Source organism: Actinomyces bouchesdurhonensis (assembly GCF_963540955.1).
In the GTDB taxonomy this organism is placed as follows: Bacteria; Actinomycetota; Actinomycetes; order Actinomycetales; family Actinomycetaceae; genus Pauljensenia; species Pauljensenia bouchesdurhonensis.
The window spans coordinates 12,544-30,032 of the sequence record NZ_CAUTSL010000014.1; the positions used below are offsets into that span (position 1 = coordinate 12,544).

Consider the following 17,489-nt stretch of genomic DNA (forward strand, 5'->3'; position numbering starts at 1 on the left):
CGGAATTGCTAAGATGAGCGTGTGACTACAGTTCTCCTCGTTGAAGACGATCCTGCCATCTCTGAGCCCCTCGCTCGAGCCCTGGGCAGGGAAGGATACGACGTGCGTGCGCACGGAACGGGCGGCGAGGCCCTTGCTGACATGCGCGGCGTCGATCTGGTTGTTCTGGATCTCGGCCTGCCCGACATGGATGGCCTGGATGTTGCTCGCGAGATCCGCGCGTCTGGAAACCACGTCCCGATCCTGATCCTCACCGCACGCACAGACGAAGTCGATATGGTCGTCGGCCTCGACGCGGGCGCGGACGACTACGTGACGAAGCCCTTCCGCCTTGCTGAGTTGCTCGCCCGCGTGCGGGCCCTCCTGCGCCGCCAGGTCGCCGAACCCTCCGAAGGCGAGCTACGCGCCCAGGACATCCGCATGGATGTCGCCGCCCATCGTGCCTTCGTTGGTGACGTGGAGTTGAGTCTGACGGCCAAGGAATTTGACCTGCTGCGCGTCCTGCTGCGCGAGGCCGGTTCCGTCGTTGCGCGAGACACGCTCATGCGTGAGGTTTGGGGATCCGATCCGAGCGGTTCGACCAAGACCCTCGACATGCACGTGTCCTGGCTGCGTCGCAAGCTCGGCGATGACGCCACCGATCCGCACTACATCACAACCGTGCGTGGTATGGGCTTCCGTTTCGAGAACGCGCACTGAACCAGCGCTAAAGGGGTGCCGCCATGCGCGAACGCGCGGTGAGGATGATCGTCTCCGTCGTCGCCGTCGTCTGCCTCCTCATGGGCCTACCCGGCGCCTTTTTCGCCTCAGTGTCCATCTGGTCCTCTGAGCAGCGTGACCTGGAGGTAACTGCCCAGCGCATCGTCCAGAGCATCGACAGGCGCAAAGCGGCAGGGGAGAGCACCGACCCCGATGCGCTGTCTTCGCTGGTCTCGGATCAAGCCGACGATCGCGGCGGCGAGCTAGACTACCGGATCTTGATTCCCGGCGAGAACCTCGTGACCCACGAGGCCGAGATTCCTGGACGAACGCTCTCAGCCTTTGCGGAGTCACCCAGCGGCGTCAGCGTCCAACTGACCTTCTCCGCGTCGCGTGCGACCGCCCGCATCGTGTGGGCGTGCGGCATGTTCGGCATCGGAATGATCACCTCCATGCTCATCGGCCTGCTCATGGCCCGCTCGCTGTCCCGATCTCTGTCAGCGCCCCTCATCTATTTGGCTGCGCAGGCCGAGCAGATCGGTTCGGGGGGCGTGCGAGCCCGCGTTGAAAAGTCTGGTATCGAAGAGATCGACCTGGTCTCCGAAGAACTCGCGCGCACTGGGGAACGCATGGCCGGACGTCTCGCCGCGGAGCGGCAGGCCGCTGCAGATGCCTCCCACCAGCTGCGGACCCCTCTCACGGCGCTGTCGATGCGCCTCGAAGAAATCGAGTACATCTCCACGGAGGAGGAAGTGCGCGCCGAGGCCCGCACCTGCCTCGAACAAGTCGAACGCATGACCAACGTCGTCTCAGAACTTCTCGACGTCTCCAAGCGCGAAAGCGGGGGAGGAACTGAGGCAATCCATATCCTCGAGGTTTTCAACACCGCTCGCGAGGAGTGGGAGGACCAATTCGCGGCGGCCGGCCGCACGCTGGTTTTCCTTGACGAGGCCGAGCGTCCCATCCTGGCCGACGCCGGCAAACTCGGCCAAGTGCTGGCCACCCTCATCGAAAACTCGCTGCGCTACGGTGGCGGCACCACGCGCGTGTGGGCTCACGCGGGCTCCTCCAAGCGCGGTGTCATCATTGAAGTCAGCGACGAGGGAGAAGGCATCGACGAGGAGCTTGCCCCAGACATTTTTGAAAAAGGGGTATCCGGTCACGGCTCGACGGGTATCGGATTGGCTCTCGCCCACGATCTAGCCCAGGCGATGGGCGGACGCCTGGAACTCAAATCCGCTATCCCACCGGTCTTTACCGTGTCCGTGGCGGCGATCCCAGCTTCCCTGGACCCCGACCGCGTCATGCCCGAAGGCCCGCTCATTTCCATGGGACGCCGCTCGCGTCGCTTCTAGGAGCACGGTAGATTGGGACGCGTGGAACGCGATATGTTGACTCCTCCCACCGTTGCCGTTATCGGCGGCGGACAGCTGGCACGCATGATGCAGGAGAGCGCCATCGCGCTCGGCATTAATCTTCGTGCCCTCGTCGAGGCCGACGACGGTTCGACCGGTCTGGTGACCGTCGACAAGGCCGCCGGGAGTCCCTCAGACCTTGACGCCATCCGCGCGCTCATTGACGGCGCGGATGTCCTCACTTTCGAACATGAGCATATTCCCGCCCAGACAATGGAGGAAGCGGCGCGCGTCGTCTCCGTCCAACCCCCAGCCTCCGCCCTCCTGTACGCCCAGGACAAGCTCGCGATGCGCGAACGCCTGACCAGCATGGGTATCCCTTGCCCGGCGTGGGCGCGCGTCGACGACGCGGCCGAGCTGGAGCGCTTTGGCGCCGCCATCGGATGGCCTCTCATCGTCAAAACGCCGCGCGGCGGCTACGACGGGCACGGCGTCGCCCTCGCCCACAGCCCCGCCGATGTCGAGTCCTGGTGGGGAGGTGGCCCCCTCCTGGCCGAGGCCTTGGTGCCCTTCACGGGTGAGGTGGCCGCCCTCTTGGCCCGAACGCCTTCCGGGCAGATCGCCTCCTGGCCCGTGGCCTCCACCGTCCAGCACGACGGCGTGTGCGCCGAGGTCACCGCCCCAGCGGTGGGCATCCGCCCCGAAACAGCCACCGAAGCCCGCAGCATCGGCGAACGTATCGCCGCCGAACTGGGTGTCACCGGCGTCCTGGCCGTTGAAATGTTCGTCGTGGGTGAGGGCGCGAACGAACACGTCCTCGTCAACGAGCTCGCTATGCGTCCCCACAACACCGGGCACTGGACCATCGACGGGGCCGTCACCAGCCAATTCGAGCAGCACTTGCGCGCCGTCCTGGACCTGCCGCTCGGCTCCACGGACCTCAAGGCCCCAGGGACGCACGTAGTCATGGTCAACCTGCTGGGTTCCGCGTACGACCAGCCCGCCCGCGCCCTCACCGACGCCTTCACTGCCGGGGGAGGAAGAGCTAAAGTTCACCTCTACGGTAAGAAAGTGCGTCCAGGTCGCAAACTCGGCCACGTCACCGTCGTCGACGAAGACCCGGGCGCGGCCCTCGCCCGCGCCCGCGCAGCAGTCGAAGCACTGCGAGGCACCTGCGACTAACCCACCACCCACCCCGGCCGAGCGACAATCCCGCCCCGGCCTCGTCCTCTCCCGAAAGGCCCCTCATGACCACCGACCTCGACATCCAGCTCACCGCAACCGGCGACAACCCCCTCGTCGGCGTCGTCATGGGTTCCGACTCCGACTGGCCCACCATGGAACCCGCCGTCGCCGCCCTCGCCGAGTTCGACATCGCCTGCGAGGTCGGCGTCGTCTCCGCCCACCGCATGCCCGAAGACATGGTCGCCTACGGGAGAAGCGCCTCGGCGCGCGGCCTGCGCGTCATCATCGCCGGAGCCGGGGGAGCAGCCCACCTGCCCGGCATGCTCGCCGCCCTCACCGAACTGCCCGTCATCGGCGTGCCCGTCCCCCTCAAGCACCTCGACGGCGTCGACTCCCTGCACTCGATCGTCCAAATGCCCGCAGGCGTGCCCGTCGCGACCGTGTCCATCGCGGGAGCACGCAACGCCGGCTTGCTCGCCGCCCGCATCCTCGGCGCAGGCGAAGGCGAACGCGCCGAGACGCTGCGCGGCGCCATGCGCGACTTCCAGAAGGACCTGCGCGACGTGGCCACCGCCAAGGGTGCCGCGCTTGCGCAGCGCGTCTCACGCCCGCTCTGAGCGATACCACAAGCCACTCGCAGGTAGCAGCGAGGACCCGACGCGTCGTATCCTAAGCCCATGAGTATTCTCGTTTGTGGTGGCGCCGGCTACATTGGCGCCCATGTCGTCCGCCTCTTGCGCCAGCGCGGTGATCGCGTCGTCGTCGTCGACGACCTGTCCACCTCGAACGCCGCCCGGGTTGGGGATACACCCCTGGTTCGTCTCGACGTCGCCACGGACGACGCACGTTCGATCCTGTCCAACCTGATGGTGGACGAGGACGTCACCGCGGTCATTCACTTCTCCGCACGCAAGCAAGTCGGCGAATCTGTCAAGCGCCCCACCTGGTACTACCAGCAGAACATCGGTGGCATGGCGAACGTGCTCGCCGCAATGGAGGACACGGGTGTTGACCAGATGATCTTCTCCTCCTCGGCTGCCGTCTACGGCATGCCCAACGCTGAGGTCGTCACCGAAGACATGGCTGGCCACCCCATCAACCCCTACGGTGAGACGAAGCTGATCGGCGAGTGGATGATGGCCGACTGCGAGCGCGCTTGGGACCTCAAATGGATCGGCCTGCGTTACTTCAACGTCGCCGGCGCGGGCTGGCCCGACCTGGCTGACCCTGCCATCATGAACCTCATCCCCATGGTGTTGGACCGACTCGAGCGCGGAGAAAGCGCAAAGATCTTTGGCGCGGACTACGACACTCCCGACGGCACGTGCGTGCGCGACTACATTCACGTCTTGGATCTGGCGGAGGCTCACATCGCGGCCCTCGATGTGCTCGCCGAAGGCCGTCAGCCGGACCACCACACCTACAACGTCGGCACGGGCCTTGGCACGTCCGTCCAAGAAATCATCGACGGCCTGCGCCGCGTCATCGGCTGGGACTTCCCCGTTGAGGTTCTCGGTCGCCGCGCGGGTGATCCGCCCAAGCTCATCGGCGACCCGCTGTCCATCGGCGTCGACCTGGGCTGGAAGGCCAACAACGGTCTCGACGAGATCCTCACCTCAGCCTGGGAAGGCTGGCAGGCAGGGCCGCGACCGATTACCGTACCGGGCGCCTGAGTACCCCTTCGCAGCGTTGAACCCCGGGCCTCATGTCCCGTAGGAGGGAACGAGGCCGGGGCTGTCCGCGTGCGAGTTAGCGGACCCGCATTCGCGGTGGTGGCCCCCGCTCGGAGCAGGTATGCATGCACGTCGATCGGGTGAGCGTTCAACCACGCTCACAGACGTCGCAATACCAACGATACGGATTCGCGGTGCGCACAAGCCCCGAGGCAATTGCGTGCGCAAGCAAGAGAGCCTGTCCGACAGGGAGCCTCGCGGCACCGCCAGCGGCACCGCCGACGTGTCGCGGCCCGGCCAACTGGATGCCGTCGACGATGGGAACATAGGCCTCGTTGAGCAGCGGAACACCAGAAAACCTCGACTCGCCCAACAGGAGGACACCCCACGACAACCTAGCGCATAACCAACCCCGAAGAAGACACAACGATGACACCACTCCACAGGACTTGACCGACTTTCCCGCATGGACAAGCTGAAAAGTCGCTACAAATCCAACGGGCTTTGGACCTCCTTCAAGTTGGCTGCCACCAACTACAACACAGGCTTTCCGGCGCCACAACGACGAAAAGTCATCATAAAACCAATACGCTTCGTCCTATGACCCCACGGTCGCGTCCGGCGGTCCGGCTGGCGCCCACCGGGCAGAGCGCCTGAGCGCTCACGGTGCGCTGCCGCCCGCGTCAGAAGCCGTCGACCTGGTTAAGGTCGGAGGTAGCGAGCGTACCCGCGCGAAGCTTCGCGAAGAAATCGTCCGCGGTCGTGTCTCGCAGCAAGACCGCTGAGGCTCCCGCGTTCGTCGTAAAATTCAGCGATTCGATCGGCGGAACACCCATCATCTGCGAGGAAGAAGCACTACGCAGCGCCAGTACCAAGGACGCGACTGTGGCAACAGAAGAATCCTCGTCAACCGTGAAAGACTTCGACCCAGCGCGCTCCACGCGCAGCGTCTTCGCCGGATTAATGAGCGTTGAGGGCGATGCAGCGGAGGCAATGACTTTCGAAATCACCTGCCGTTGGCGTTTAGTACGACCGATGTCGCCCTCCGGGTCCTGATAACGCATACGCGAAAATTGCAACGCGGTGGTGCCGTCGACCGTGTGACACCCGGCGGTCCAATTCAAGCCCGAGTACTCGTCGTTAGCATCGTGGTCGTAGCACAGCTCGACGCCACCGACCGCATCCACCATGTCAGGCACGGCACCCATACCGATCTGGACGAAATGATCAACAGTGAGACCCGTGAGCTTCTCAACTGTTTCAACGAGCAGCTGCGGACCACCGTAGGCGTAGGACGCGTTGATCTTATCCCACCCGACCCCGGGGATCTCCGCGTAGGTATCTCGCGGGATCGACAAGGCGACAGCCTGGCCGTTCGGTGCGACGTTGACCAGCATAATCGAGTCGGCACGCTCGGAATCGTTGAAACCATCCTTCACGGCGCCGTCCGCACGCGAGTCGGAACCCGCGAGCAGGTACGTGGTTCCCGGCGTGTCTGCGCCACCGGACAAGGCCGTCACGCGACCCATGTTCGTGTTTGCGTCCCACAGCAGGAACCCGCCCCAGGCGAGGACCAGCACCAAGAACAAGCACAGGGTCTTCAGGATCGGGTGTCGGCGTCGGCGCCGCGGTCGGGGATGCGGTGCGGGGGCGCCGAGCGGTGCAGGGGTGGGGCGCTGGGGTTGCCCCACCGTGAACTGACGAGGCCCGTTGCCTGACGGCGCATAGGCGTTCGCCCCACCGGGGCGCGGTGCGCGGGCAGCGTTGGTCGAAGTCGGAGCGTAGGACGGCGGATTCGTTGCTGTCGCTGGCTGATAGGAAGGCGGAGCCTGCTCGTGGGTCGCTCGCCTCGGGAAAATCGGCGCGGAATCGCGCTGAGGCTGGTCCAGCGTAGGGGGCATCAACGGGCGCGAGGCACCTGCCTCGTCCTCGGAAATCCGCCACATCTGCGGTGCGATGGCCTCCGGCGGGGGAGTAGGGGCGCCGGAACGGGCCTCCTGTCCGATCATGCGAGCATCATCGGAGCCGGGGCGGCGGCGTTTCGGGTCGGGTGCGAACGAGGGAGGAGTGCTCATTTGTCTTTCGGCGGGCAGCTTTCGGCGTTCTTCTCGGCGGCGGCTTGGTTCGCCGCATTGTTAGTGACGGACGCGGACTGCTCAGTGTTATCGGCGGGATTCGTGGTCGAGTCACCATTCGAGTCGTCGCTCGGGCTGGTCGTCGTGTCGTCCGTGGGCGCCGGCGAAGGCGACGCAGTGGCTGCGGTCGGATCCGGGACCACCAGCTGAGCCCCGTTGCCGTCCGTGTACGTCGTGCCAACGGGCAGCCCCTGGTCGTTCTTCAGGGCATTCCACACGTTGCGGGCCATAGGCTCGGAAGCAATACGGCGGTTCGGATCCCAGGAGGGCTCCTCAACGGGCATGGTCACAAACTGAATATTCGCCCGCTCCGTTTTAGATAGGACGTTCAGGAGCAGCGTCAAGTCCGCCCGCGCGTCACCCAGGTTGGACGAGACATTAACGGAGGCGATAGCAGCCTGCAGGAACGTCAAGAGAGCGCCGGAATCCGTCACATAGTCTTTCGACTGGATCTCGCGTAGCATGGCGGAAATCAGCTGCTGTTGGCGACCGATACGTGAAATATCGGAGCCGTCGCCCTGGCCCTTACGCGAGCGCATGTACGCCAACGACTGGGTGCCATCCAACTTCCAGCAGCCCGCGTCGATGAAGAGACTGGCGGACTCGTCCTCGATGCGCTCGGGAATGTTAAACCAGATCCCACCGAGCGCGTCGATCATATTGATGAAACCAGCGAAATTAACGACCATGAAGGCATCAATCGGCATCCCCGACATTTTTTCCACGGTCGCCTTCACGCACGCGATGCCGGGTGCAATGTCTTCGTCGGTATTGCCGCCGTCAGCGCCATAAAACATGGCGTTGTTGAACATCTCGTTGCTCATCGGGTCGCTGGTCGACCCGTCGCGGTGCTTACACGAGGGAATATCCACAAGGGTGTCGCGGGGGATCGAGACGACTTGGACGCGTGAACGATCGGCGCTGACATGGATGACCATCGTCGAGTCGTTGCGCAGGCCCGGCACCTCGTCTTCATCGCCGGCCCCAATGTTGCCGCTGGCGCCATTTCGGGAGTCCGTGCCGACGACAAGAATGTTGACGGCACGTCCCTCGAAGGAATCGGGAGTGGCCTTGTTTTGGCCATCCGACACGTAGGCGTTGATGTCGACGACTCGGTCAGCGAACTGAGCGGTCAACCTGGCGTAGAGGAATCCCCCCGTTGAGGCGACAAAAAGCACGCCCGCCATGAGGACGGCGAGTGCGCTGCGCAGGAGGCCAAACCGCCCGAAGGTGACAGCCGAGTGCTGGATCGGTCGCAGATTCACGTTACTCATCAGTTGTAACCATATCGTTATCCCGGTTGTTTGTCGGAGAATGCGGCCCCGAAGCGGCGTGTTCCACTTCCGCGCGACGTCTCATTCCATTAGTCGAAGGAATGCCATCTTCCGATCGACCATCAGGAGGACACACACGTGAGAGCGCCAGCGAACGGGCGAGTGACGCCATGCGTGCCTCCATTCGCGCCTCGCGCCGGTAGGCGGTGACCATTTGCGCGATCGAGGCGACCACCAGGCCGTAGACGATCAGATTCACCCCACGATCGACGCCGATGGCGCGAGCCAGCGTGTTCGCCAGCGGAGGGTAGGCGATAGCGACGATGGCGCCGGCCACGAGAAAACCGATGCCGATACGACGCAGGGCAAGCGAGGAAGCAGACGACACGGGACGAAGAAGCCACCACACGGTGGCTGCCAGCGAGAGGAGCAGGAGAACCCGGATGAGTAGGTAGGTGCTCATCGATCCCCCAGTGCCAGGTCGACGACGATATTGACGGAATTGAGCAGCGGCTGTCCCTTGGCGCGCGAATAGTCGGTGTAAGAGATCGTGACGGGGTGTTCGGCGCCGGGAAGACCGCACGCGGCCAGCTGAGAGACGATCTGCGAGGCATGAGCCATACGCGCGTGGGTCAGGTGGACATGGGTGAGGGCATCAGCCCGGATCACGCGCAGGCCATTGTGCGTGTCTGTCAGGCCCATGCCCGTGCGGGCGCGTGACACCAACGCCCCGAGTCGCAGCATGATGCGCTTGAACACCCCTATGGCACCGCCGCCGCCCTGAAGAAAACGCGAGCCGAGCACGAAGGCCAAATCCTCCGCGCGTGCCCGATCCACCATCGCCGCAGCATCGGCTGGATCATGCTGGCCGTCGGCATCAAAGGTCACAACGTAGCGTGCCCCGCGTGCCAACGCTGCCTCAAAGCCGGTTTGCAGAGCCGCGCCCTGGCCGAGATTAATCGGATGCGTGGCTGTGTAGGCTCCCGCCGCGCGCGCGATCGCGGCAGTGTCGTCGCTGGAAGCATCGTCGATGACGAGGACGCGGGGGAAAAAAGCGCGAACGCCAGCGACGACGCCCCCGATGACGGGCGCCTCGTTATACGCGGGGATGACAACCCACGCGTCGGAACGCTGCTGCATTGCTCCAGTGTCGCACATCAGCAAGTCAGCGCGCCTATAGTGTTGCTATCTGGTGGGATTGAGCGCCCAGCGAGCGTGTCAGCGCTCGTGGGAATACGCGAGGGAGATACCGTGATCGAGTCCAGTGCCGACGTGGCACCCAGCGCGCAGGTCGCGCCCAGCGCGCGCGTATGGCACCTGGCACAGGTGCGTGAAGGTGCGTCAATTGGCGAGGAAACGATCATTGGACGCGGCGCCTACATCGGTGAGGGAGTGCGCGTGGGGGCGCGCTGCAAGATCCAGAACCACGCCCTCGTCTACGAACCCGCCTCGCTCGCCGACGGCGTGTTCATCGGCCCTGCCGCCGTCTTGACGAACGACCACTGCCCGCGCGCGATCAACATGGACGGAACCCTGAAGGCAGCCACGGACTGGACACGCGTGGGGGTCACCGTCGAACACGGAGCCGCAATCGGAGCACGCGCCGTGTGCGTGGCCCCCCTGAGGATCGGTGCCTGGGCAAGCATCGGCGCGGGTGCCGTCGTCACGCGCGACGTCGCCCCCTACGCCCTCGTCGTGGGTGTGCCAGCCCGACGCGTCGGGTGGGTCGGTGAGGCCGGTGTCCCCCTCGTACCCACCGAGAACACGAACGAGGCCATGGAACGTCAATGGGCGTGCCCGGCAACGGGGCGCCGCTACGTCGAGCGAGACGGCACCCTCTCACCCGAGGAAGCCCAGGCCTCGTCCCCGAATACCGCCGAGGCGCCCGACCAGACCAGTGAGGAACACCAGTGACCCATCCGTTCATCCCGCCCGCACGCCCGCTCATCGGTGAAGAAGAGATCGAGGCCGTCGCCGCCGTCATGCGCTCAGGCATGCTCGCCCAAGGCCCCGAGGTCGCCGCCTTCGAAGAAGAGTTCGCCGCCGCCCTCGTCCCCGGGACCAGCGCCGTCGCCGTCAACTCGGGAACCTCCGCCCTACACCTGGGCCTTCTGGCCAGCGGAATCGGACCGGGCGACGAAGTCATCGTCCCCTCCTTCACCTTCGCGGCCACCGCCAACTCCGTGGCCATCACAGGCGCCACCCCGGTGTTCGCCGACATCGACCCGCTGACGTTCACGCTGTCTCCGGCAGCCGTCGAAGCAGCGATCACTGAGCGCACGCGCGCCATCATGCCCGTTCATCTCTACGGCCACCCCGCGCCCATGGACGCGCTCCAGGCGATCGCCGACGAGCGCGGCCTCATGCTCTTCGAGGACGCCGCCCAGGCCCACGGCGCCACCCTGCGCGGGCGCGCAGTCGGCACCTTCGGCACCTTCGCGGCCTTCTCCTTCTACCCGACCAAAAACATGACCAGCGGCGAAGGCGGCATGGTCACCTCACGCGACCCCGGTATCATCCGCGGCGTGAGGCTCGCGCGCAACCAGGGCATGGAGACGCGCTACGCCAACGAAATCGTCGGACTCAACAACCGCATGACCGACATTCACGCCGCCATCGGGCGCGTGCAGCTCACCAAGGTCCGCGCGTGGACGCGCGCGCGTCAAGGCAACGCCGCATTCCTGGACGCCCACCTGCGCGGCGTCACCGTCCCGCACGTCGCCCCCGGCGCCACCCACGTCTACCACCAGTACACGATCCGCGTGGGAGAAGACCGCGACGGTTTCGCCGCCGCGCTGCGCCAGGAATACGGCGTCGGCTCGGGCGTCTACTACCCGATCCCCAACCACGAACTGCCCTCCCTCGCCCGCTTTTCCCCCGAGGTGGAGCTGCCCGCCACACGCGAGGCCGCCGACCAAGTGCTGTCCCTGCCGATCTACCCCTCCCTGACGCCCATCGAGCTGGAACGCATCGTTGAAGGCGTCAACGCGCTCGCGGAAGCCGGGGCCTGACGTGAGCATTCGCCTCGGGATCCTCGGCATTGGATCGATGGGCCGACACCACGTGCGCAACGCGCGCGCCACCGCTGGCGTCGACCTCGTCGCCCTCGCTGACCCCGGCGGTGACCGCTTCGGCGTCGCCGGCGACTTGCCCGTCCTGGGCGGCGTCGAGGAGCTGATCGAGGCCGGCATCGACGCCGCGATCATCGCCGCGCCCACCGCCCACCACGAGGCCGCGGCCCTGGCACTGGCCGAGGCCGGCGTCCACACTCTGGTCGAAAAGCCACTCGCCACCAGCGTGGAGGCGGGGACTCGCATCCGTGACGCCTTCGCTTCGGCGGGCCTGGTGGGCGCAGTCGGCTACGTCGAACGCTGCAACCCGGCGCTCATCGACATGCGCAGGCGCATCGCCTCCGGGCAGCTCGGTGCCATCGAGCAGATCGCGACGCGCCGCCAGTCGCCCTTCCCGGCGCGCATCAGCGACGTCGGCGTCGTCAAGGACCTGGCCACACACGACGTGGACCTGGCCGCGTGGGTGGCCGGCGCCCCCTACGAGGCCATCTACGCGCGAACATCCACCCGTTCGGGGCGCCCCCACGAGGACATGATGGTCGCCTCGGGCGTTCTTCGTGGCGGCATCCTCGTCAACCACCTCGTCAATTGGCTGACCCCCTTCAAGGACCGCACGACCATCGTGACGGGGGAGCGCGGCGCGCTCGTCGCCGACACCGCGATGGGGGACCTGACCTTCTACGAAAACGGCCACGCGCCTCTCCAATGGGACGCCATCGCCGCGTTTCGCGGGGTCAGCGAAGGCCAGGTCGTGCGCTACGCGCTCACCAAACGCGAACCTCTTGCCGTCGAGCACGAGCGCTTTCGCGACGCGATCCTCGGCATAGGAGCCGAGCACGTCACCATGGACGACGCCCTGGACAACCTACGCGTCGTCGAGGCCATCCTGGCTTCCGCTGCCTCGGGGCACAGCGTGAACCTGTAGGAGACTCCCGCGATCTGCAGCCCGCCGACGCTGGTGCCCCAGGCGTGATCAGTCAGTCGTCGGCTTCCACGACCGCTAGCTTGTTGCCGACACCGTCACGCGTGAGGACAAGCGCGAGAACCGTGGCAGACACGAAACAGACGGTGCCGATAAACCACACCATGTTCGCCCCGACGGGGGCACCTTTCCACCACCACGACGCGGACTCACTGAGGTTAAACACCATGTTCGCCGAGCCGTGCGTGTAACGCAGCAGCAGCAGAAAGTGGGCCCAGAAAGCCGCGACGGACGCAAAAATTCCGATCGTCACCAGCTGTGAGCGCGTCACGGAGTCCTCGCGTCGTTCCATCGTCAGCATGAAGAAGATCAACACGACCCACAGAGGCATCATGTATCGAGGCTGGTAGGCGGCTACGTTGTCGATACCCTGGATAATACCGATGACGATCGGAACCCCAGCCATCGCTCCCACCAGCATGAGCAAGGTCATTCCCTTACGCCACGACCAGGCGCGCATACCAATGATGAACACGAAAGCGGCAGTGAACAGAGCAAGCGTCGTCACCGAGCCGTCATAGTTCACGTCCATCCAGCCGGGTCCCCATCGGAAGCCGTAGAAGCCCGCGAAGTACTGTGGCAGGGAGGACACATTGAGACCGATGAGCTGGGTGAGAGAGGGGCGGGGACCGTCAATCGACGTCAGCTGGGAGGTCGCGACGTTCGTCGAGCGCATGATGACGATCCCGACGACGGATGACACGAGTGCGAGCGCGGCCTCCGGCCACCGGGTGCGGCTCCACCGCACTGCGAAAACCAGGGCGACGGAGACAACGAACAGGAAGAAAGCCGAATCGCCGCGCGACGTGCACGACAGGACGGCTCCGAGGCCTGCCAAGCCGATGAGCGCCCAACGTCGCCATCCGCTTGAATGAGTGGCGCACCATAGGCCGGCTGCGAATGCGAAAACACCGGTGAAAGCCCACGAGGAAGGGTTGTTAGAGGCAATGAAATAGATGCCCATCGGCGTCCACCCTGCCAGCAGCGACAGAGCGTACGAGCGGCGCAAGACGGTCGGCATGAACGCGCCGATCGCCCCGAGGACAACGACGGCAATCATGACGTTAATGATGCGCATAGTCACGCCCGCGCGGGCAGCGTTATGGCCGATGAAGTGATGGTGGAACTGGTAGTAGCCCCACGGGTAGTTGCCATCATCCCAACGATCCGTCACCATCGTGACATCGTCGGAGTTATTCAGGGAACACGCAGCGGAATCTTCGCCGCGAAACGCGTAGCAGGCGACGCGCCTCGACGACACGGTCTCGGGAACGTAGGGACCGTAGGTTCCGCGCTCCGTGTAGCCCGTCGAGCATCCGGACGCGGACAGCGGGGGAGGACACCAGATCGAACCTAAGTGGTAGTCGTCATCCGGCGAGCCGCCGAGCGGAGAAGAGAGCGCCCAAGAGACACCAACTCCACACACGCACAGGACGAGAGCGATGACTCCCAGGACACGCCAGGTGCCTCGTGGCAACCCGACGCGATGAGTGTTGGCCAAATGCTGCGCCGGTGCCTTCTCAGCGCGATCGGACGCGGGAGAAAAATCGCCATCCTGGGGGAGATCAGTTGTAGTCATAGAAGACAATCCTTGGGTTGAACGCATACGGTCGGGGATCAGTGGCTTGCTGCTGCGCGGAAAGCCTGTGCGTGGACACGTGCTGCTCGCTCCCAGGTGAACTCCTCGGAACGTTCGATAGCTGCCTGCCCCAGCCGCGCGCGTCGCGCAGGATCATTCATCAAGTCTGTGAGGCCGTGGGCAATCGACTCGGGTGTGATGTCGCAGTACGCGACGGCGTCTCCACCGACCTCGGGCAGGGAGGTCAGGCGAGTCGTCAGCGTCGCTGCCCCGCAGCTCATCGCCTCCAGGACGGGCAGGCCGAAACCCTCCGCGATAGAGGGGTACGCCAAGACGAGGCAACCGGAAAGGAAACCGGGCAGATCCTCCAGGGGCAAGTAGCCGGGACGCAGGACCGTAAGATGGGTGGGAACGGTAGCCAACGCGGGATCGATGTCCTCGTCCCAGCCTTTTCCGCCGGCCAAGACCAGCGCGGGAGGATCCGCCAGGCCCGAGACGGCCTGAACCCAACCGCGAACAAGATTCGGGACGTTCTTGCGCGGCTCGAGGGTGCCGAGGAACCCTATATACTCCCGGCCTTCCAACCCAAGAGCCTTCTTGACACGGTGGCGCTCAGCGTCGTCGACGGGGTGAAAAATCGAGCGGTCCACACCGTGGTAGGCGACGTAGAACTGCGACGCATCCCCGCCCGCGTACTTAATAGTCTCATCGCGCGTCGCCTCAGATGGTACGACGAGCGCCGAGGCGCGCCGGATCGCACGACGAATCGCGAAAGTGAAGAACTTCTGCTTCACGCGCGAATGCGCCTTGGGGTGAGAAAAGAACGTCGCGTCGTGCAACGTGATGACGACAGGAACGCCAGGGAACTGCGGGCAGGTGTAGTGGGGGGAATGTAAAACATCGGGACGCACCTTGCGGATGAGCGAAGGCAACCCCGTCTGTTCCCACGCGAAACGCAACGGACGAGACTCGAAGCGTGTAGAAATCGGGATGATACGGGCGCGGGGGAGTTTCGTGGCGAAATGCTCCGCGTCGCGCTCTTGCACCGCCATGGTGAGATCGACGCCCTGGGCCTCCAATTCGGGAACCAGATCGTCCACGTAGCGGCCAACTCCGCCCAGGTTCGCCGGGATCGCGGTGGCGTCCATGAGGACGCGAACGGGTTTGGACGAGAGGGAGGAAGGCATAATGGTCTCCGGTTCTAGCGATTGACACTTCCATTGTAGGCCACGACGAGGATAGACAGACGCTGACATGCATCTCAACTATCCTGTAGCCATGAGTGTGCGCGTCGCAATGGTAGTCGAGCAGATGTGGCAACCCGTCCCCGGTGGGTCGGGGCGATACATCGTGGAGGTGGCCTCCCGCCTGGCCCCACAGGGGGTGCGCACGCTTGGTATCGCCGCCCGCCACGGCGCTTGTGAGCCTTCCCCGCAGGACGTCGGGCTGACAATCCCAGTTCTCAACTCTGCGTTGCCTCGGCGCGCCCTGTACGCCGCGTGGGACCGCCTGGGCAAGCCGAGCCTCGACCGTATGATTGGTTCGCGCTCAGGTCGCGCCCCTGACGTCGTGCACGCGACCACCTGGGCGATTCCCCCGACGAGGCACCCGCTGGCTGTCACCGTCCACGACGTTGCCTTCCTACGTGACGCCAGCCATTTCACCGCCCACGGTGCCGCCTATTTCGGTCGCGCTCTTGACATCACGAAGCGCCGTGCCGACGCCGTCATCGTCCCCTCCGAGGCCACGGCGGCGGACTGCGTGGAGGCAGGGATCGACGAGTCCATCATCACCGTCATCCCCCACGGTCTAACCCACACTCCCGTCACGCCCCAGCAGATTGAGGATTTCCGCGCCCGCCACGCTCTCACGCGCCCCTACATCCTGTGGGTCGGCACGCGCGAGCCACGCAAAAACCTACCGACGCTGCTGCGCGCCTACCGTGCCATGGCCTCGTCCTCGGACCTCGACCTGGTCCTCGTTGGCCCCGCCGGATGGGGGCAGGATCCTGAATGGGGGGACCTGCCCGTCGACCGGACCCACATTCTCGGGCGCCTCGACGACGCCGACCTGGCCTGCGCCTACGCTGGCGCGCGAGTCTTCACCTTCCCCTCTATCTGGGAGGGATTCGGACTGCCCGTCCTGGAAGCCATGGCGCACGGGACGCCCGTCGTGACCAGCGCCGACACCTGCATGGCGGAGATCACCGGCACCGACGCTGGGCTCCTCGTCCCAGCCACCGACGCCTCTGCTCTGGCAGACGCCCTCGAGGCCGCCGCTGGAAGTGAACACGACCGCCTGGCTCGCGCCGGCCTCGCCCGAACAAACCACTACACGTGGGAGGCTTCCGCCGCCGCTCACGCCCGCCTCTACGAGTCCTTGGCAGGTGCCCGATGAACACCGACCTGCAGGCGCGGCCAAGCGCCCGGGTCGTCCTGGTCAACTGGAAAAACGCTCCCCTCACCCTGCGCGCCGCCCGCTCGATCGTTCCACAGCTGCGCGCCGGCGACCGCCTCGTCATCGTTGACAACGGCTCCGAGGATGACTCTCTCGCAGTTCTCGACGCCCACCTACCCGAGCTGCTCACTGGCTTGCGACGCAGCGAATCGGGTGATGGAGCCGCGACAGACATCCCCATCGAGCTGGTGAACGCGGGTGTCAACGGCGGATTCGGTGCCGGCGTCACGGCGGGTGCCGCGGGTCTGAGCGAGGACGCCCTCGTGCTCCTCAACAACGACGCCACCGTCCGTGAGGGCTTCCTCGACGCGCTCCTAGCCCCACTGGGCACCCCCGACGTGGGAGCCACGACCGCGCTCATTCTCCTCGCCGGGCGCTACCGTCACGCACGTGAAGACGAGGCCCAGGCACTGAGCGGAAACGGTCCCACGCGCTGGGTGCGCCAGACAGACGAGGAAACAATGCAGAGCGAGGGCACCGTCCTGGTCAACTCGACCGGCAACATCGTCGACCGCGCAGGCAACGGCCAAGACCGAGACTGGCTGTGTGAGGCCAAAGACCTCGACGCCGCGCCCGACGTGTTCGGCCTGTGCGGGGGAGCGTGCGCAATCCGGCGCGACGCCTGGGAGAAAGTCGGCGGCATCCGCACCGACCTGTTCATGTACTACGAGGACACAGACCTGTCCTACCGGCTCCGCGAAGCCGGATACCGTGTGCGTTTCGTGCGCGAGGCCGTCGTCGACCACGAGCACGCCGCCTCCTCGGACGCAACCTCACCCATGTTCACCCGCGTCAACGCGCGTAATCGCCTCATCGTGGCGGTCGAACACGCGCCGTGGCCAGTGGTCGCACGTGCCCTGGTCCGCTCACTGGCCCGGGCTGTGCGGGCAGGATGTCGAGGCCCGGTCGCGCACGGGGTCGCACAGGGACTCGCCTCGTTTCCCGCCGCGCTTCGTGCTCGACGCGCGCGGAAGGCGAGGCGTGATGGGACTCCCCGGCGCGTAGGCGCCACTACAAAGAAAACGCTGGAAAGTGAGTAATGATACAGCGTTGCAGGTAGGGATGGGTCACTCCTCGTC

The 17,489-nt window shown here is 65.3% G+C and carries 16 protein-coding genes; 10 read left to right on the forward strand and 6 right to left on the reverse strand.

The features are described from left to right. The first annotated feature begins 21 nt into the window (after window positions 1-21). The 5 genes from RYL44_RS03805 (at window position 22) to galE (ending at window position 4,912) form a co-directional block, all read left to right on the forward strand. Window positions 22-699, forward strand: coding sequence for a response regulator transcription factor (locus tag RYL44_RS03805; protein WP_314975139.1), 678 nt, complete (start codon window positions 22-24; stop codon window positions 697-699). A 23-nt stretch (window positions 700-722) separates the two neighbouring features. Next, window positions 723-2,054 carry an ATP-binding protein gene (locus tag RYL44_RS03810; RefSeq protein WP_314805055.1) on the forward strand — a complete coding sequence of 444 codons (1,332 nt, stop codon included), beginning with the start codon at window positions 723-725 and terminating at the stop codon, window positions 2,052-2,054. A 33-nt stretch (window positions 2,055-2,087) separates the two neighbouring features. Further along, window positions 2,088-3,236, forward strand: coding sequence for a 5-(carboxyamino)imidazole ribonucleotide synthase (locus RYL44_RS03815; RefSeq protein WP_276738787.1), 1,149 nt, complete (start codon window positions 2,088-2,090; stop codon window positions 3,234-3,236). A 65-nt stretch (window positions 3,237-3,301) separates the two neighbouring features. Then, window positions 3,302-3,856: a 5-(carboxyamino)imidazole ribonucleotide mutase gene (gene purE / locus RYL44_RS03820; RefSeq protein ID WP_276738765.1), complete on the forward strand. Its 555-nt coding sequence runs from the start codon at window positions 3,302-3,304 to the stop codon at window positions 3,854-3,856. Between the two features lie 60 nt (window positions 3,857-3,916). Then, entirely contained in the window at window positions 3,917-4,912 is a 996-nt protein-coding gene (gene galE, locus RYL44_RS03825) for a UDP-glucose 4-epimerase GalE (RefSeq protein ID WP_073982518.1), read from the forward strand. 683 nt (window positions 4,913-5,595) lie between these two features. On the opposite strand, the gene RYL44_RS03830 is transcribed toward galE, so the two are convergent. The 4 genes from RYL44_RS03830 to RYL44_RS03845 are packed head-to-tail and all read right to left on the reverse strand — an operon-like array spanning window position 5,596 to window position 9,461. Beyond that, the gene (locus RYL44_RS03830; protein WP_314769714.1) at window positions 5,596-6,987 is read right to left on the reverse strand and encodes an LCP family protein; all 1,392 of its coding nucleotides are present in this window, start codon (window positions 6,985-6,987) and stop codon (window positions 5,596-5,598) included. Beyond that, entirely contained in the window at window positions 6,984-8,321 is a 1,338-nt protein-coding gene (locus RYL44_RS03835; RefSeq protein WP_314769712.1) for an LCP family protein, read from the reverse strand. Before RYL44_RS03835 ends, RYL44_RS03830 begins: the two co-directional genes overlap by 4 nt. Next, the gene (locus tag RYL44_RS03840) at window positions 8,314-8,784 is read right to left on the reverse strand and encodes a DUF2304 domain-containing protein (protein ID WP_073982520.1); all 471 of its coding nucleotides are present in this window, start codon (window positions 8,782-8,784) and stop codon (window positions 8,314-8,316) included. Before RYL44_RS03840 ends, RYL44_RS03835 begins: the two co-directional genes overlap by 8 nt. Continuing rightward, complete coding sequence (locus tag RYL44_RS03845) at window positions 8,781-9,461, reverse strand: glycosyltransferase family 2 protein (protein ID WP_200783445.1); 681 nt, start codon at window positions 9,459-9,461, stop codon at window positions 8,781-8,783. The genes RYL44_RS03840 and RYL44_RS03845 overlap by 4 nt, the downstream gene beginning before the upstream one ends. Before the next feature lie 111 nt (window positions 9,462-9,572). Between RYL44_RS03845 and RYL44_RS03850 the strand changes: the two genes are divergently transcribed. Genes RYL44_RS03850 through RYL44_RS03860 form a run of 3 tightly spaced genes read left to right on the forward strand, consistent with a single transcriptional unit; the run spans window position 9,573 to window position 12,317 of the window. Next, the gene (locus tag RYL44_RS03850) at window positions 9,573-10,235 is read left to right on the forward strand and encodes an acyltransferase (RefSeq protein ID WP_314769709.1); all 663 of its coding nucleotides are present in this window, start codon (window positions 9,573-9,575) and stop codon (window positions 10,233-10,235) included. Further along, window positions 10,232-11,332: a DegT/DnrJ/EryC1/StrS family aminotransferase gene (locus RYL44_RS03855; protein ID WP_314975140.1), complete on the forward strand. Its 1,101-nt coding sequence runs from the start codon at window positions 10,232-10,234 to the stop codon at window positions 11,330-11,332. Before RYL44_RS03850 ends, RYL44_RS03855 begins: the two co-directional genes overlap by 4 nt. A 1-nt stretch (window position 11,333) precedes the next feature. Continuing rightward, window positions 11,334-12,317, forward strand: coding sequence for a Gfo/Idh/MocA family protein (locus RYL44_RS03860; RefSeq protein ID WP_314975141.1), 984 nt, complete (start codon window positions 11,334-11,336; stop codon window positions 12,315-12,317). Between the two features lie 52 nt (window positions 12,318-12,369). Here the strand turns inward: RYL44_RS03860 and RYL44_RS03865 are convergent, their stop codons facing one another. Further along, window positions 12,370-13,953: a DUF2142 domain-containing protein gene (locus RYL44_RS03865; RefSeq protein WP_234968611.1), complete on the reverse strand. Its 1,584-nt coding sequence runs from the start codon at window positions 13,951-13,953 to the stop codon at window positions 12,370-12,372. A gap of 38 nt (window positions 13,954-13,991) precedes the next feature. Further along, window positions 13,992-15,140 carry a glycosyltransferase family 4 protein gene (locus tag RYL44_RS03870; protein ID WP_129582458.1) on the reverse strand — a complete coding sequence of 383 codons (1,149 nt, stop codon included), beginning with the start codon at window positions 15,138-15,140 and terminating at the stop codon, window positions 13,992-13,994. Between the two features lie 91 nt (window positions 15,141-15,231). Here RYL44_RS03870 and RYL44_RS03875 point away from each other — a divergent pair, with 91 nt between their 5' ends. Both RYL44_RS03875 and RYL44_RS03880 read left to right on the forward strand, forming a co-directional pair. Further along, window positions 15,232-16,350, forward strand: a complete 1,119-nt coding sequence (locus tag RYL44_RS03875; RefSeq protein WP_314975142.1) for a glycosyltransferase family 4 protein — start codon at window positions 15,232-15,234, stop codon at window positions 16,348-16,350. Next, window positions 16,347-17,450: a glycosyltransferase family 2 protein gene (locus tag RYL44_RS03880; protein ID WP_314975143.1), complete on the forward strand. Its 1,104-nt coding sequence runs from the start codon at window positions 16,347-16,349 to the stop codon at window positions 17,448-17,450. The genes RYL44_RS03875 and RYL44_RS03880 overlap by 4 nt, the downstream gene beginning before the upstream one ends. Window positions 17,451-17,489: the final 39 nt, after the last annotated feature.

Bases quoted from the DNA above. Each gene is read 5' to 3' on its own strand.
- RYL44_RS03810 (WP_314805055.1), top strand. From the start codon at position 723: ATGCGCGAACGCGCGGTGAGGATGATCGTCTCCGTCGTCGCCGTCGTC.
- RYL44_RS03815 (WP_276738787.1), top strand. From the start codon at position 2,088: ATGTTGACTCCTCCCACCGTTGCCGTTATCGGCGGCGGACAGCTGGCA.
- purE (WP_276738765.1), top strand. From the start codon at position 3,302: ATGACCACCGACCTCGACATCCAGCTCACCGCAACCGGCGACAACCCC.
- galE (WP_073982518.1), top strand. From the start codon at position 3,917: ATGAGTATTCTCGTTTGTGGTGGCGCCGGCTACATTGGCGCCCATGTC.
- RYL44_RS03830 (WP_314769714.1), bottom strand. From the start codon at position 6,987: ATGAGCACTCCTCCCTCGTTCGCACCCGACCCGAAACGCCGCCGCCCC.
- RYL44_RS03835 (WP_314769712.1), bottom strand. From the start codon at position 8,321: ATGAGTAACGTGAATCTGCGACCGATCCAGCACTCGGCTGTCACCTTC.
- RYL44_RS03840 (WP_073982520.1), bottom strand. From the start codon at position 8,784: ATGAGCACCTACCTACTCATCCGGGTTCTCCTGCTCCTCTCGCTGGCA.
- RYL44_RS03845 (WP_200783445.1), bottom strand. From the start codon at position 9,461: ATGCAGCAGCGTTCCGACGCGTGGGTTGTCATCCCCGCGTATAACGAG.
- RYL44_RS03865 (WP_234968611.1), bottom strand. From the start codon at position 13,953: ATGACTACAACTGATCTCCCCCAGGATGGCGATTTTTCTCCCGCGTCC.
- RYL44_RS03870 (WP_129582458.1), bottom strand. From the start codon at position 15,140: ATGCCTTCCTCCCTCTCGTCCAAACCCGTTCGCGTCCTCATGGACGCC.
- RYL44_RS03875 (WP_314975142.1), top strand. From the start codon at position 15,232: ATGAGTGTGCGCGTCGCAATGGTAGTCGAGCAGATGTGGCAACCCGTC.
- RYL44_RS03880 (WP_314975143.1), top strand. From the start codon at position 16,347: ATGAACACCGACCTGCAGGCGCGGCCAAGCGCCCGGGTCGTCCTGGTC.